Origin of the sequence: Streptomyces sp. 1114.5, from assembly GCF_003635085.1 — a bacterium.
Classification (GTDB): domain Bacteria; phylum Actinomycetota; class Actinomycetes; order Streptomycetales; family Streptomycetaceae; genus Kitasatospora.
The window spans coordinates 1,370,460-1,385,070 of sequence record NZ_RBXE01000001.1; the positions used below are offsets into that span (position 1 = coordinate 1,370,460).

A 14,611-nucleotide genomic window follows, 5' to 3' on the forward strand; every position below is an offset into this window, starting at 1 on the left:
GCTGAGCCCGGCTGCTCAAGGGCCTCTCTTCGGACCCCGTCTCCTCTTTCCGGGGGCCCACCCCACCCGGGTCCCCCGGGCGGTCCCCCACTCGCACCCGGTGACGGCCTCCACCAGCTTCCGCGTTCCTCCGGCGCTCAGCGCGGCCCGAGGAGGGTGAGGGCGGCCGGGGGCCGGGTGGGGCGAAGGGCGGTCAGGCGGGCGGCGGAGGCGCGGAGGGTGTCGGGGGTGAGGGCGCGGGGGGCCGGAGCGTCGGGGGCGAGGGTGAGCGGCGGGCTGGTGGCGGCGGCGAGGAGGAAGTTCTGGGCGGTGTCCGGCGGGCCGGGGCGGCAGGAGCCGGTGGCGCTGCCGGGGACGGCGTACGGGGTGGTCTGCAGCCCCGCCGTCCGCAGGCCGGACTCGATCTGCCAGAGGCCGTCCAGGTCACCCGGCCCACCCGGCCCACCCGTCTCGTCCGGGTCGCTCCCGGCCCGGACGGCGATCCGCCCGCCGGGGGAGAGCAGCCGGGCGGCGAGCCCGTAGAACTCCTGGGAGTGGAACGTGACCGGCCCGCCGTCGGCCGGTGCCGGGAGGTCGGCGAGCACCACGTCGTACGGCCCGTCGCCACCGTCGGAGACACCCGTGCTGCCGCCCGCGTTCGCGTCGCGCAGCCAGGCCAGCGGATCGGCGGCGGTGGTGCGTACCCGGGGGTCGTCGAGGGAGTGGCCGCCGAGGGCGGCGAGGCCGGGGTCGGTGCGGGCGAGGCGCGGGAGGGCGGCGTCGGCGTCGACCAGCCGGACGGAACGCACGCCCCGGTGCCGCAGTACCTCCCGCAGGGCGAGGCCGTCGCCGCCGCCGAGGAGCAGGACGCGGGCGTCGGGGCCGTCGGCCATGGCCGGGTGGACCAGTCCCTCGCTGCCCCGGTACTCGTCGGGCCCGCAGACCGCGAGCCGTCCGTCCAGGTAGAGCCGGAGCGGGCCCTCGGCGGGGCCGGTGAGCACGATCTCCTGGTGCCGGCTGCGGGTGGCGTAGCGGACCTGGTCGCCGTAGAGGGCGTGCCGGGCGGCGCGTTCGACCGCGTCGGAGCCGGCCGCGGCCGCGGCGAGCACGGCGAGGACGAGCAGGCAGCCGCCCCAGAGCAGCCGTCGTATCCGCGGGGCGGGCTCCTCCCGGAAGAGCCAGAGCACCACGGCGGCGCCGGCGACGGCGTTGACGGCGCCGGTGAGGAGCGCGCCGTCGCCGGGGCCGAGCGCGGGCAGGAGCAGGAACGGGAAGGCGAGGCCGCCGATCAGTGCGCCCACGTAGTCGGCGGCGAAGAGGTCGGCCGCGGCGCGTCCGGCGTCCTCGCGCCGGATCCGCTGGATGAGGGTCATCAGCAGGGGGATCTCGGCGCCGATGAGGATGCCGATCAGGCAGGTGAGGCCGACCATCGCGGGCTGGCAGCGGCCGAGCCAGGCCCAGCAGGAGTAGAGGGCGAGGACGGAGAGTCCACCGGTGAGCGCGAGTGCGCATTCGACCAGGGCGAAGGCGGTGGCGGGTCGGCGGGTGAGGCGCTTGGCGAGCAGTGAGCCGAGGCCCATCGCGAACACCATGACGGAGAGCACGACGGAGGTCTGGGTGACGGCGTCCCCGAGCAGGTAATCGCCGAGCGCGACGAGTTCGAGCTCGTAGACCAGTCCGCAGGCCGCGCAGACGAACGCGGCCAGCAGGACGGTCAGGCGGGCGAGCCGGGGGCGGGAGCGCAGCCGGGAGCGACGGCGGGCGGGCAGTGGGGTGAGGCCGTGCCCGGGCCTGGGTGGGGTGCCGTCGTCGAGGTCCACTCGCGGGCGTGCGGGCGGACCGGCCGGATGGTTGATCACGAACAAACGCTAGGGGACGTGCGGGAGGGATGGCTGCGCCCATCCGACGGACAGCGTGCGACGTCGGGTTGACGAACCGTTCCTGCGTGCGATTCTCCGGCCGATGCTTGGCAGCGTATGGACGGATCGGTGGTTTCGCCCGGGCCGTCGGGGGTCATGCCCCCGACGCCACGAGCGAGGAGCGGGTGCACACCAGCTGCCCCTCCTGGGGGTAGGCGTGCCAGGTCCGCCAGAGCAGCCGGTCCTGCCCGCCCTGGGTGACCAGCGCGGTGAAGGCGCTCGGGTCGCCCGGGAAGACTCCGGCGAGGCCCCGCGGGTGCCCTTCGACCAGGGCCAGCAGTTCCTGGGCGCGGGCCGCGAAGTCGTGCGGCGGCAGCGCCTCGATCCGGGCGGCGAACTCGTACTCCCAGCCGCCGACCTGTTTGGCCACCCGGGCCGGCAGCGGGGTGCGGCGACCGGGCAGGCAGGCGACGGTCTCCAGGCACCGGCCGGGGCCGGCGTCGATCACCACCTGGTGCGAGGCGCCCAGCAGCCGCAGCTGGAGGGTGCCGGGCGTGTCCGGACGGCCGCCTCCGTCGAGTCTCAGGTCGCGGACCGCGAGAGCGGGCAGGGGGTCGCCGCCGAGGCACCAGGCGAGGTCACCGGCGCGGGTGTCCGTGTAGGAGGTCTGCAGTGTGGTGAGCATGCTCGGCTCCGCGTTTCAGCTCCGTGCGCGCCCGCCGAGCAGCATCGAGTAGGCCTAGGCGATGGCGAGGCTGTTCGTGGCTGTGCGGCCCTGGGCGCGGCCGACCGTGGAAGGAAGGATTCCGGCTGGAGATTCAGCAGCAGAGAAGCACGAATGCGCCGGGTCCGCCGGTGATTTACCCATCTTTGTCAAGCATTCACCGTTTCGAGCACACCTGCTTCCCGGGTCTGATCGACCCGGTGTGCGACTCTGCACAGCGCGCGCCCCTACCACCGGGTCGCGCGCCGTGCGCGCCGGTCGTGCGCCCTCTGTGCGCATCACGCGCCGCCGCCCTCCGCACACGGGGTGCGGAGGGCAGTCGGGGAGTGCCGGACGGGCCGTCCGTCCTGCCTCGGGAGCAGCAAACCGGCAAGCGGGCCTGGTGAGTTGATGATCCGTCAGAACACGTGTCGGGCGGTTCATGCTGCCGTTCGAAGGGCGTGAAGGGGGGCGCGCGGCCCCTCAAAGGCGCTGCAACCGGTCCACGGCATCCTGGAGGACGTCGTCCCTTTTGCAGAAAGTGAAGCGGACCAGGCTACGGCCGGCGTCCGGGTCGTCGTAGAACACCGCGTTCGGGATGGCGACGACGCCGCAGCGCTCCGGCAGGGCGCGGCAGAACTCGATGCCGTCCTTCTCGCCGAGCGGGGTGATGTCGGTGGTGACGAAGTAGGTGCCCTGGGGGGTGAAGGCCCGGAATCCGGCTGCGGTGAGGCCGTCGACCAGCAGGTCGCGCTTGCGGTGAAGGTCCGCGCGGAAACCGTCGAAGTAGGCGTCGGGCAGCCGCAGCGCCTCGGCGACGGCGTACTGGAAGGGGCCGGCGCTGACGTAGGTGAGGTACTGCTTCGCGGTGCGGACGGCCGAGACCAGGGCCGGGGTCGCGGTGACCCAGCCGACCTTCCAGCCGGTGAAGGAGAAGGTCTTGCCGGCCGAGGAGATGGTGACGGTCCGCTCGCGCATGCCGGGCAGGGCGGCGATCGGGTGGTGGGTGGTGCCGAAGACCAGGTGCTCGTAGACCTCGTCGGTGACCACCAGCAGGTCGTGCTCGACGGCGAGGGCGGCGACGGCGGCCAGCTCCTCGGCGGTGAGGACGGTGCCGGTCGGGTTGTGCGGGGTGTTGAGCAGCAGGAGGCGGGTGCGCGGGGTGATCAGCGCACGCAGCTCGTCGAGGACGGGAAGGAAGGCCGGGGCCCGGAGGGTGAGCGGGACGCGGGTGGCGCCGGCCATCGCGATGCAGGCGGCGTAGGAGTCGTAGAAGGGCTCCAGGGCGATGACCTCGTCCCCGGGTTCCAGCAGGGCCAACAGGGTGGCGGCGATCGCCTCGGTGGCGCCGGCGGTGACCAGGACCTCGGCGTCCGGGTCGTAGCTCAGGCCGTGGAAGCGCTGCTGGTGCTCGGCGATCGCGGTGCGCAGCTCCGGGATGCCGGGGCCGGGCGGGTACTGGTTGCCGCGGCCCTCGCGCAGCGCCCGTACGGCGGCCTCGCGGACTTCCTCGGGTCCGTCGGTGTCCGGAAAGCCCTGGCCGAGGTTGATCGATCCGGTGGCCGTGGCCAGGGCGGACATCTCGGCGAAGATCGTCGTGCCCATCCCGGCCAGTCGGCGGTTCAACAGCGGCCTCGTACCCATTGCGGCTCCTCACGCGTCGTCGTCGCGCCCATCCTGGGACAGCCGGTGGCCGGGGACAAGAACGGCCCGCCACCCGCGGGTGCGGGGTGGCGGGCCGTTCCGGGAGGTGCCGGACGGTGCCGGGAGGCTCCGGGGGGTTCCGGGGCCGGATCAGGCCTCGTCGGTGCCCTCGGTGCTCTCGCCGTCCTCGCCCTCGATCTCGTCCTGCAGGCCCAGGCGCTCGACCATCCACTGCTCGAAGCCGACCGCGGCCTGGGTCCAGTTGGCGGTGGTGGTCACGAAGTAGTCCAGGTTGACGCCGGCGCCGACGATCATCTGGGCCTCGCCGATCAGGCGGACCACGCCGTCCTCGTGGGTGTGGGTGTAGACCTTGGGCCAAAGGGTCTCGCGGTTCCACTCGTCGATCAGGTCGAGGATCTCGCCCTTCTTCTCCAGCGGGTACGCGCGGTCGTAGAAGGCGCGCACCGCGAAGAGCTCCTTCTGCTCGCCGCGGAACATGTAGTAGACGCGGAAGCCCTCCCAAGGGGCGGTGAGGTCGCCCTCCTCGTCCACGACGTGCTTGAGCTGCATCTGGTCGAGCAGCTGGGTGACCAGGCCCTGGTCCGGGACGATGATCGGCGGCGGGCCGGCCGGTCGGCCACCCTGGCCGCCGGGCTGGCCGCCCTGGGGTACGCCGAAGGAGGGGATGGACGACGGGTCGATGCTCATGGGGGTCCTCATTCCTCAGTGCACGTGGTGGCCGGCAATGAGAGGCCGCCCTTTCCACCTCCCATCCTGCCTCATCCGGGGCCTCGCTCACAGGGGCACCCGGGAGTGCATCGATCTTCGCCAGGGCGTCGTCCGGGCGCTGTCCGGGCGTGGTCAGCGGGGTGCCGGGGGCGGGTCGGGGACGGTCCGGCGGGCGACCGTGGCGGGTGGTCGGGCGGGCGGTGGTCACGGAGGGTGCCCGAGGAGCGACGCGGGCGTTCCGGAGGGGCGCGCGTGAGCCACGTCACGCGCCCGGCGCGCGGGTTCGCCTGCCGTACGGGCCGGATGCGGTTAGCGTGCGACGGAACTCATTTCGCACAAAGCCCGTACTAAGCGGGCAAGTTGAGCTGTGCCGAGTCGAGGGGGGAACGGGAGTGGACGGAACGGTGACGGGGGAGGGCGCGACGCTCGGGGCGCTGCTGCGGAGCATCCGGCTCGAACGGGGGATGACGCAGGAGCAGCTGGGTGACGCGACGGGGCTGAGCGTGCGCTCGATCCGGGACCTGGAGCGGGGCGTGTCCTGCCCGAGGGTCTCCACACTGCGCCTGCTGACCCAGACCTGGAACCTGCCGGAGCCCCAGAGCGCCGAGCTGCACCGGCTGGCGCGCAGCCGGCGGGACCGCACGCGGCACCGGCTGCGGCGGGGCACCGCCGAGTGACGTGACCGTGGGCGAGTGACGCGGTGCGGGCCGGGAACGCGGGTGTCTGCCGCGCTCCCGGCCCGCGGCGGGCTACTTCTCCAGCGGCCCCCGGCCGCGCACGGTGAGCCCGTCGCCCTCCTCGTCCCGCTCGACCAGGACGGTGTCCCCGTCGTGCACCGCGCCGGACAGGATCGCCCGGGCCAGCTGGTCGCCGATCGCGGACTGCACCAGCCGGCGCAGCGGACGGGCGCCGTACGCCGGGTCGTAGCCGGCGAGCGCCAGCCAGTCGCGCGCCGCCTCGGAGACGTCCAGGGTGAGCCGCCGCTCGTTCAGCCGCTCGCCCAGGCGGGCCACCTGCAGGTCGACGATCCGGCTCAGCTCGGCGGTGCCCAGCGGCTCGAAGACCACGATGTCGTCCAGCCGGTTCAGGAACTCCGGCTTGAACGCGGCCCGGACGGCGGCCAGCACCAGCTCGCGCTTCTCCGCCTCCGGGGTGGTCGGGTCGACCAGGAACTGACTGCCCAGGTTGGAGGTGAGGATCAGGATCGCGTTGCGGAAGTCCACCGTGCGGCCCTGGCCGTCGGTGAGCCGGCCGTCGTCCAGCACCTGGAGCAGGACGTCGAAGACTTCCGGATGCGCCTTCTCCACCTCGTCCAGCAGGACCACGCTGTACGGGCGGCGGCGGACCGCCTCGGTGAGCTGGCCGCCCTCCTCGTAGCCGACGTACCCGGGCGGGGCGCCGACCAGGCGGGAGACGGAGTGCTTCTCGCCGTACTCGCTCATGTCGATCCGGACCATCGCCCGCTCGTCGTCGAAGAGGAAGTCGGCCAGGGCCTTGGCGAGTTCGGTCTTGCCGACGCCCGTCGGGCCGAGGAAGAGGAAGGAGCCGGTCGGGCGGTCCGGGTCGGCGATGCCGGAGCGGGTGCGGCGCACCGCGTCCGAGACGGCCTGCACGGCCTCCTGCTGGCCGATCAGGCGTCGGCCCAACTCCTCCTCCATGCGCAGGAGTTTCGCGCTCTCGCCCTCCAGCAGCCGGCCGGCCGGGATGCCCGTCCAGGAGGCGACCACGTCGGCCACGTCGTCCGGGCCGACCTCCTCCTTGACCATCGAGGCGGAGGCGGACCCGGCCTCGGTGTCCGCAGTCGCGGCGCGCTCCTGGGCCTCGGCGAGCTCCGCCTCGGCGGCCGGGATCTCGGCGTACATCAGCTTGGACGCCCGCTCGAAGTCCCCGTCGCGCTGGGCGCGTTCGAGCACACCGTGCAGGTCGTCCAGTCGCTCCTTCAGCTCGCCGACCCGGTTGAGGCTCTTCTTCTCCTGCTCCCAGCGCGCCGTGAGCACGCTCAACTGCTCGTTCTTGTCGGCGAGATCGCGCCGCAGCCGGGCCAGCCGGTCGACCGAGGCCGGGTCGGACTCCTTCTCCAGGGCCAGCTCCTCCATCCGCAACCGGTCGACGGAGCGCTGGAGTTCGTCGATCTCGACCGGGGAGGAGTCGATCTCCATCCGCAGCCGGGAGGCCGCCTCGTCGACCAGGTCGATCGCCTTGTCGGGCAGGAAGCGCGAGGTGATGTAGCGGTTGGACAGGGTGGCGGCGGCGACCAGGGCGGCGTCCGAGATCTGCACCTTGTGGTGCGCCTCGTACCGGCCCTTGAGGCCGCGCAGGATGGCGATCGAGTCCTCCACGCTGGGCTCGCCGACCAGCACCTGCTGGAAGCGCCGCTCCAGGGCCGGGTCCTTCTCGATCCGCTCGCGGTACTCGTCCAGCGTGGTGGCGCCGACCATCCGCAACTCGCCACGGGCCAGCATCGGCTTGAGCATGTTGCCCGCGTCCATCGCGGAGTCGCCGCCGGCGCCCGCGCCGACCACGGTGTGCAGCTCGTCGATGAAGGTGACGACCCGGCCGTCGGAGGCCTTGATGTCGTTGAGGACGGCCTTCAGCCGCTCCTCGAACTCGCCGCGGAACTTGGCGCCCGCGACCATCGCACCGAGGTCCAGCGCGACCAGCCGCTTGCCGCGCAGCGACTCCGGCACGTCGCCGGCCACGATCCGCTGGGCCAGGCCCTCGACCACGGCGGTCTTGCCGACGCCCGGCTCGCCGATCAGCACCGGGTTGTTCTTGGTCCGGCGGGAGAGCACCTGGACCACCCGGCGGATCTCCTGGTCCCGGCCGATCACCGGGTCGAGCTTGCCGTCGCGGGCGGCCTGGGTGAGGTCGGTGCCGAACTTCTCCAGCGCCTTGTAGGTGCCCTCCGGATCCGGCGAGGTGACCCGCCCGGTGCCGCGGACGTCCTTGAACGCGGCGAGCAGGGCCTTCGGCGTCGCGCCCTGCTGCACCAGCAGCTCGGCGACCGGCCCGCCCTCGGCGGCCAGGCCGACCATCAGGTGCTCGGTGGAGACGTACTGGTCGTCCAGGTCGTCGGCGCGCCGGCCGGCCTCGGTGAGCACCGCCAGGGTGTCCCGGGCGAGCTGCGGCGCGGCGACCGTCGAGCCCATCGCACTGGGCAGGGCGGCCGCCTGGCGGCGCGCCTCGGTGTCGAGCCGGGCGACGTCGGCCCCGACCGCCTCCAGCAGGGGCCGGGCGATGCCCTCGGGCTGCTCCAGCAGGGCGATCAGGATGTGCACCGGCTTGACGTCCGGGTTGCCGGCCGCGCCCGCCTGCCGGATCGCGGCGGACAGGGCGTCCTGCGTCTTGGTGGTGAACTTGCTGGCGTCCACTGCTGGGGAGTCCTCCCTGGTCGTCGTTCTGCTGCTACCTACAGCATGCACTAAGTTGAGTCTATTGCGCTCAACTTTCCACCTCAAGCTTTTCCGGGAGGGTCAATTCCCGGTCGAGCGCCTGGGGGAGCTCCGCCGGGTCAGCCCCAGCAGCTCCCGGGCCGGGCCGCCCGGCCGCTGCCCGGTCGGCCACACCGCCCGCAGCGGCCGCCGCAGGTCCAGCCCCTCCGCCAGCGGCACCTCGACCAGCCGCCGGGTCGCCAGCTCCTCCACCACCGCCAGCTCGCTCAGGCAGACCGGCCCCGCGCCGGTCATCGCGGCCGCCTTCAGCGCCGTGGACGAGGCCAGTTCCAGCCGGGGCTGCGTCGCGCCGCCGTACGGCCGCAGCGCCGCCTCCAGCACCTCCCGGGTGCCCGAGCCGGGCTCGCGCAGCACGAGCGGGGTGGCCGCCAGCTCGGCGCCGGTCAGTGGAGTGCGGCGGCGCGCCCACGGGTGGCCGGGCGCCACCACGACGACCAGCCGGTCCGCCGCCACCACCGCGCCGGCCAGTCCGGGCGGGGTGGCCGGGCCCTCGACGAAGCCGAGGTCGGCGTGCCCGGCCAGGACGTGCCCGGCGACCTCCGCCGAGTTCGCCGTCCGCAGCGTCACCGCCGTGCCCGGACTGGCCTCGGCCAGCCCCAGCAGCCAGCCCGGCATCAGGTACTCGGCGACGGTCAGGCTGGCCACCACCCGCAGCTTGGCGTCCCGGCGCTCGCGCAGCGCGTCGATCCCGGCGTCCAGTGCCTGCGCCGCCTCCACCACCTGCCGGGCCCACTCGACCACCAGCCGCCCCGCCTCGGTCGGCTTGCTGCCCCGGGGCGAGCGGTCCAGCAGCGGGACGCCGATCTGCCGCTCCATGCCCTTGATCCGGGCGCTGGCGGTCGGCTGGCTGACGCCCAGCTCGGCGGCCGCCCGTCCGACGCTGCCCAGTCGGGCCACCGCGAGCAGCAGTTCCAGGGCGCCGAGCTCGGGGACGTGTGGGGAGAGGGTCATAGCTCCAGGCTATGCCGCCATAGGATCTTCGGCGCTACCGGCGCCCGGCCTTCGGACCGATGGTGGGGAGCATGTCCACCTTGGCCGATATCCGCCCCCTCGCCCGCCCCGCCATTCGCCGCTCGCGGTACGACCTCTCCCAGCTCGGCCCCAACTGGTACGCCGCCGTGATGGGCACCGCGATCCTGGGCAACGGCGCCGCCGTCCTGCCGGTACGGCTGCCCGGGCTGATCGGCTTCGGCGAGGTGCTGTGGGCGCTCGGCCTGGCCGCTCTGCTGGTGCTGGTCCCGGCCCGGCTGGTCCACCTCACCCGGCACCGCGAGGCGGCCCGCGCCCAGCTGCTGGACAACCCGGCCACCGCCGTCTTCTACGGCTGCCCGCCGATGGCGCTGCTCGCGGTCGGCCTCGGCACCCTGCTGCTCGGCTCCCGGGTCATCGGCACCGGCCCGGCGGTCGCCCTGGACGCGGTGCTGTGGGGCGTGGGCACGCTGTACGCGCTGGCCGTCGCCGGCGGCATCCCCTACCTGATGATCACCCGGCACCCGGTCTCCGCCCTGGAGGCCAACCCGACCTGGCTGCTGCCGGTGGTCGCCCCGCTGGTCGCCTCCGCCTGCGGTCCGGCGCTGGTCCCGCACCTGCCGGCCGGGGCACCGCAGCAGGCCATGCTGTACGCCTGCTGCGGGCTGTTCGGGGTCGGGCTGCTGGCCACCCTGGTGCTGCTGCCGGTGGTGTTCACCGGGCTGCTGCACAGCAAGCTGCCCACCCTGGTGCTCACCCCCTCGCTGTTCCTGGTGCTCGGCCCGCTCGGCCAGTCCGTGACCGCCGTCCACCAGCTCGCCGACGCCGCCCGCCCGGTGCTGCCCGCGCTCGCCCCGGCCATGCGCGACCTCGCCGAGCTGTACGGCGTCGCGGTGATCGGCGTCGCGATGCTCTGGCTGGCCGTCGCCCTCGCCGCCAACCTGCGTGCCCGGCGGGCCGGGATGCCGTTCGCGATGACCTGGTGGGCGTACACCTTCCCGATCGGCACCTGCGTCACCGGCACCTCCGCGCTTGCCCGGCACACCGGCTTCGGGGGCTTCACCGGGCTGGCCGCGGGGCTGTTCCTGCTGCTGGCGCTCGCCTGGGTGCTCGCGGCGGGCGGGACCGCGGCCGGGCTGGCACGCGGGCGGCTGCTGGCGCGCTGAGGCGGCCCGATTGTCACCGCGCGTAGACATGCAGCTCAGGCGCCGCCCCCGTTGCAGGAACGCGCACAGGCACGATCACCGCCCCCGGCCGATCGGCGGAACCGCCGGTCCGCCCCCGCACCCCCCGCTGGCCTCGGCCTTTACCGGAATGCGGCCCACCGCCCCGACCCGTGCCCCCGCGCCGCCCTGCAGGTATCTGCATTTGCGCGAACATGCACTCGGGCGGCACTTGTTCACCGGCCGTCACGCTGTGAGGGTGGAGTCACGCCAAGTCGTCCGGGCAACCGCGGCCCGATGGAGGCGACTTGCTCTTCGAACGTGACTGCAGGAGCACCGACGTGCAGCTGTGGAACGGGGGGGAAGAGCGCCGGCCGGGACCATGTGTGGTGATGGCACCCGGAACCGGATCCGTCGAGGCGTTGCTGCTCCGCCTCGACGGAAGCGCCGTGGCATTGGCGTAAGGACGGCGGGCCCGCGGACGTCCCGGTGTGCGACGGCACCCGGGCCCGGGGCCCGCCGTCCCACCAGGTACCGTGACCGCCGATCCGCAATCCGGCAGGGGGAGTGCGAGCGACGTGACGGCGGAACCGGCGGTCGAACCGCACCACACCGGGCCCGTGGGCGAGCAGCCCGACGAAGCCGCCCGGCAGCTGTACCTGGCGATCATCGCCGAGGGCGGCCGCATCCCCTGCGGCGGAGTCACCGACACCGACCAGGCCGCGCTCCGACAGCTCATCGACATCGGCCTGCTGATGGTCAATGCGGTGGACCACTGCTACACCGCCGTCAGCCCCCGCTCGGTCAGCGACCGCCTCGGCGCCGAACTCCGCAGTGAGGCCACCCGGCTGCTGGTCCGCGCCGAGAGCCTCCCCGGCACCCTCGACGGCCTCACCCGCGCCTACGACGCGATGCCCCGCCCCTCGGGCCGGGCCGGCGGCGCCGTCCACGTCGAAGGACACGTCCACATCCGCCAGCGGATCTCCCAACTGGTCTCCGACTGCCGCTCCGAGGTCCTCACCGCCCAACCCGGCCACCGCCCCGCCGACACCCTGCAGGTCGCCCTCCTCCAGGACGTCCAACTCCTCCAGCGCGGCTGCTCCCTGCGCACCATCTACCAGCCGGTCGCCCTCGCCGACCCGCCCGCCCTCGCCTACGCCGAGGAGGTCACCCGGCACGGCTCCCTCATCCGCGTCCTCGACGAGCCCTTCCAACGGCTGATCGTCTTCGACCGCACCGTCGCCGTGATCTCCGCCAGCGAGGACAACAGCACCGCCGCCTTCATCAGCGACCCGGCCACCATCGCCTTCCTGGTCGGCACCTTCGAACGCGACTGGGCCCGCGCCGACACCGCCGCAGCCGCCACCGCCCTCGGCCAGGGCACCACCCGCACCATCCCCGACCGGGTCGGCCGCCTCCTCGCCCGCGGCCTCACCCAACGCGCCGTCGCCACCCGCCTGGGCCTCAGCGAACGCACCGTCGCCGCCCACATCTCCCGCCTCCGCGACCGCTACGGCGCTCAGACCCTCTTCCAGCTCGGCTGGCTGATGAGAGGCGCCCGCGATGACCGATGAGCCCGCGATGACCGATGAGCCTTCCGCCCCGTCCACCCTGCTCACCGCCGCCCGGGGGCTCACGCAGCGGGCGATCGCCGGCCGGACGGGGCTGAGCGAGCGGACGGTCGCCGGTCACATCGCCCGGCTGCGTGAGCTGTACGACGCGGAGACGCTGTTCCGACAGGGCCGGCAGATACGGGGGCCCGGACGGGGGAGTCCGGTGGGTGAGCGCTGCTCAGCCGGTGGCGGCGCCGGTCGGCCAGTAGCCGGGGACCGGGGGCTGCTGCCGGGGGACGTTGAACTGCTCGCCGGGGGCGGTCCAGAAGCCCTCGCGCAGGGAGAGCGCCATGCCGGCCCAGTCGAGGGCGGTCTCCACCGTGTGGTTGAGGGCCTCCTGCGACCAGGTGTCGTCGAAGACCAGCGGCAGGACGGGGGCGACCTGCTCGATGGTGGCGATCAGCGGGTTGTGGGTGATGGCCTCGTCGACGAGGAGGACGATCGGCTTCCGCAGCGCGGACGCCCAACCCAGTTCCAGGCTCACACCGGCCGAGAGCGGCGCTCCCACGTAGGCGAAGACCAGGTCCGCGGACTGCAGGGCGCGGAAGTCGGAGGGGACGCGGGGCTCCGGCGCCCGGCCGGAGATGGTCCAGGCATCGCTGTGGTGCGCGCTGTACACGGCGGCACCGCTGCGGAGCAGGGTGGTGCGGAGCGTCGTCAGCCGCGTCCGGCTGGCGAGCGTCACCACGCTGTCGGCCGGCCCGGTCAGCCGCATCAGCGGCGCGGCCAGGAACACGCGTGCACGCCGACCCTCAGGGGCCTGGCTGTCGTGGTGACGCAGGTAGGGCTCGGTCATGTCGACTCCGGGGAAAGGCCGACCGGGTTGGGAAGTGGCGCCGGTTGGCGTTGAGAGTGGCTGCTGCTTCAAGTGGTCCGGTGCCCTGATGTGGAACAAACTTTGACAGTACAGCAACAGAATTGCCCGCTGGTGCTGGACTATCGGGGGCGAACTGATCGTCTATCAGTGGGCTCGGCCGCGTCCAGGTTTTGCCCCTGTCATCTGGATGCCTGGCAGGGAGATGACGGACCTCGTGGTACCGGGCAGGTGACACCGCAACTCTCCGTGGGGCATCATGTGGACGCCAGTGCTATTAGCGTCGCTCGCTGAGCTTTCGGAAAGGAGAGGACAGTTGTCCCGTATGTCCAGGCTTGTGCGTAAGGTTGCATTTTCGGTAGCCATCGCGGCCGCGGCCTTGGTCGGCGCCTGTGTCATAGCGGGTGGTGCTCGACTGCAGCTGGACGGGGAAGCGGGAGACGGTCGCGCCATTTCGGCGGTCCAAGCGGTTGTCGACGACATCAACTGGGGCTGACGGTAGTCGAGTTCGACCGGGCGGACCCTATACTTCTGGTTGACCTCCGGTTGGCTGGTATTTGCCGGAATGCCCTATTCTGGTCTCTGCTGTGATGCGCGGCCCAGCATGTAGCCAAGCTGGAACAGGGAGTCGACGTTGTACTCCTCCCTCATCTCGGCGATGTGGCGTGCCAGAGTCCGCTCGCTGATCCCCAGCCGGCGGGCGATGACGCGGTGATTGGTGCCGGCGAGCAGTAGGTCGATGATGGTTTGCCGCAGCCTCGGAATGACTTCCTGCGGGATGGCGGCATTGCCGTCGAATTCCAGCGCCCGGGTCCAGTTCCGCTCGAAGACCTCCTCGATGAGGAAGTTGATGACGCCGGGATCGTGGATGAAGGCGGCCATCTCGTCGCCGCCCACCGGAATCACTGCCAGCCGCCTGTTGAGGATGATGAGGCGGGCGTAGGGCTCGTCCAGGGTACGGAACTGGTAGCCCTCCCTGGTCAGTCTGGAAACGTATTCACGGGTGGGCTGGTGGTAGCGCGTGCTCGCGTTGTAGATGCTTCGCATCGAGGCGCCCTGCTGCAGGATCTTCAGATCGCGTTCGATTCCGGAGGCCAGTAGCTCGGGAGGTCGAGGCCCTCCGGGTTGCATGGCCAGGCCCTCGGTGATTCCGGCGGCCGAGAACTGCTGAACGCGCTGATTGATGTGCGCCTTGCCTCGGACGTATTCGATGGGGCCGCCTTCCTGGTCCGAGCTGTGGAACGCCTCGGCCAGTTCGCTCAGGTCGGCGGGGAGTGCCACGGAACGTGACAGCAGATCCAGGGCCTGTCGCTGCCAGGATGAGCTCAGGGTGAAGGACAGCTGAGCCGGGTCCGCGGCGATGAGCAAATCCGGATCGTCGCTGTCCCGGATCAGGAGGCCGAGATCGATGAGTTCGCGCAGGGAATTATTCTTGTTTGATTCGTAATCATCTTTCGTGCTGCCGCTGTGGATGATTTTGAGATAGAGCTCCCGGGCTTCCGGCGACAGTATTCGTGATCCGCCAGTCATGAGAACTGGCTGTTCTCGCCCGCTCATTTCGGCTCCCTGTCATCCACTGAGCAACTAGTGACCACCATTGTCAGCTGTCCCGGCACCCCGGATTGCTCGTTGCTCACCCGTCCGTCGCCGACAGCGTCGAGCTTCGGGCAAGCACCCTCTCACATA

General features: G+C 72.4%; 11 protein-coding genes. 3 read left to right on the forward strand and 8 right to left on the reverse strand.

Annotation, left to right across the window (positions count from 1 at the left end; translation table 11 throughout):
* Window positions 1-137: 137 nt before the first annotated feature.
* The 4 genes from BX285_RS05905 to BX285_RS05920 form a co-directional block, all read right to left on the reverse strand.
* Window positions 138-1,838, reverse strand: coding sequence for a polyamine aminopropyltransferase (locus BX285_RS05905; RefSeq protein WP_310794182.1), 1,701 nt, complete (start codon window positions 1,836-1,838; stop codon window positions 138-140).
* 154 nt (window positions 1,839-1,992) lie between these two features.
* Window positions 1,993-2,523: a DUF2617 family protein gene (locus BX285_RS05910; RefSeq protein WP_097236991.1), complete on the reverse strand. Its 531-nt coding sequence runs from the start codon at window positions 2,521-2,523 to the stop codon at window positions 1,993-1,995.
* A 501-nt stretch (window positions 2,524-3,024) separates the two neighbouring features.
* The gene (locus BX285_RS05915) at window positions 3,025-4,185 is read right to left on the reverse strand and encodes a pyridoxal phosphate-dependent aminotransferase (RefSeq protein ID WP_121174616.1); all 1,161 of its coding nucleotides are present in this window, start codon (window positions 4,183-4,185) and stop codon (window positions 3,025-3,027) included.
* Window positions 4,186-4,335: 150 nt separating this feature from the next.
* Window positions 4,336-4,893: a YbjN domain-containing protein gene (locus BX285_RS05920; protein ID WP_097236993.1), complete on the reverse strand. Its 558-nt coding sequence runs from the start codon at window positions 4,891-4,893 to the stop codon at window positions 4,336-4,338.
* Between the two features lie 413 nt (window positions 4,894-5,306).
* Here BX285_RS05920 and BX285_RS05925 point away from each other — a divergent pair, with 413 nt between their 5' ends.
* Window positions 5,307-5,591 (forward strand): helix-turn-helix domain-containing protein, encoded by a 285-nt coding sequence (locus BX285_RS05925; RefSeq protein WP_097236994.1) that lies wholly within the window; start codon window positions 5,307-5,309, stop codon window positions 5,589-5,591.
* Window positions 5,592-5,663: 72 nt separating this feature from the next.
* On the opposite strand, the gene clpB is transcribed toward BX285_RS05925, so the two are convergent.
* A complete protein-coding gene (clpB, locus tag BX285_RS05930; protein ID WP_121174617.1) occupies window positions 5,664-8,285 on the reverse strand; it encodes an ATP-dependent chaperone ClpB in 2,622 nt (873 codons plus the stop codon).
* Window positions 8,286-8,387: 102 nt separating this feature from the next.
* Window positions 8,388-9,317, reverse strand: coding sequence for a LysR family transcriptional regulator (locus BX285_RS05935; protein WP_097236996.1), 930 nt, complete (start codon window positions 9,315-9,317; stop codon window positions 8,388-8,390).
* 71 nt (window positions 9,318-9,388) lie between these two features.
* Here BX285_RS05935 and BX285_RS05940 point away from each other — a divergent pair, with 71 nt between their 5' ends.
* Both BX285_RS05940 and BX285_RS05945 read left to right on the forward strand, forming a co-directional pair.
* Entirely contained in the window at window positions 9,389-10,501 is a 1,113-nt protein-coding gene (locus BX285_RS05940) for a TDT family transporter (protein WP_121177290.1), read from the forward strand.
* Window positions 10,502-11,076: 575 nt separating this feature from the next.
* On the forward strand, window positions 11,077-12,072 hold the full coding sequence (locus tag BX285_RS05945) for a LuxR C-terminal-related transcriptional regulator (protein ID WP_257032515.1): 996 nt from the start codon (window positions 11,077-11,079) through the stop codon (window positions 12,070-12,072).
* Window positions 12,073-12,289: 217 nt separating this feature from the next.
* On the opposite strand, the gene BX285_RS05950 is transcribed toward BX285_RS05945, so the two are convergent.
* Complete coding sequence (locus BX285_RS05950; RefSeq protein WP_051709310.1) at window positions 12,290-12,907, reverse strand: hypothetical protein; 618 nt, start codon at window positions 12,905-12,907, stop codon at window positions 12,290-12,292.
* A 588-nt stretch (window positions 12,908-13,495) separates the two neighbouring features.
* Window positions 13,496-14,482: a helix-turn-helix domain-containing protein gene (locus BX285_RS05955; protein ID WP_107474896.1), complete on the reverse strand. Its 987-nt coding sequence runs from the start codon at window positions 14,480-14,482 to the stop codon at window positions 13,496-13,498.
* Between the last annotated feature and the right edge of the window lie 129 nt (window positions 14,483-14,611).

Excerpts from the sequence above, each read along its gene's own strand:
- BX285_RS05920 (WP_097236993.1), bottom strand. The coding sequence starts at position 4,893 with ATGAGCATCGACCCGTCGTCCATCCCCTCCTTCGGCGTACCCCAGGGC.
- BX285_RS05910 (WP_097236991.1), bottom strand. The coding sequence starts at position 2,523 with ATGCTCACCACACTGCAGACCTCCTACACGGACACCCGCGCCGGTGAC.
- BX285_RS05940 (WP_121177290.1), top strand. The coding sequence starts at position 9,389 with ATGTCCACCTTGGCCGATATCCGCCCCCTCGCCCGCCCCGCCATTCGC.
- BX285_RS05950 (WP_051709310.1), bottom strand. The coding sequence starts at position 12,907 with ATGACCGAGCCCTACCTGCGTCACCACGACAGCCAGGCCCCTGAGGGT.
- BX285_RS05935 (WP_097236996.1), bottom strand. The coding sequence starts at position 9,317 with ATGACCCTCTCCCCACACGTCCCCGAGCTCGGCGCCCTGGAACTGCTG.
- BX285_RS05915 (WP_121174616.1), bottom strand. The coding sequence starts at position 4,185 with ATGGGTACGAGGCCGCTGTTGAACCGCCGACTGGCCGGGATGGGCACG.
- BX285_RS05955 (WP_107474896.1), bottom strand. The coding sequence starts at position 14,482 with ATGAGCGGGCGAGAACAGCCAGTTCTCATGACTGGCGGATCACGAATA.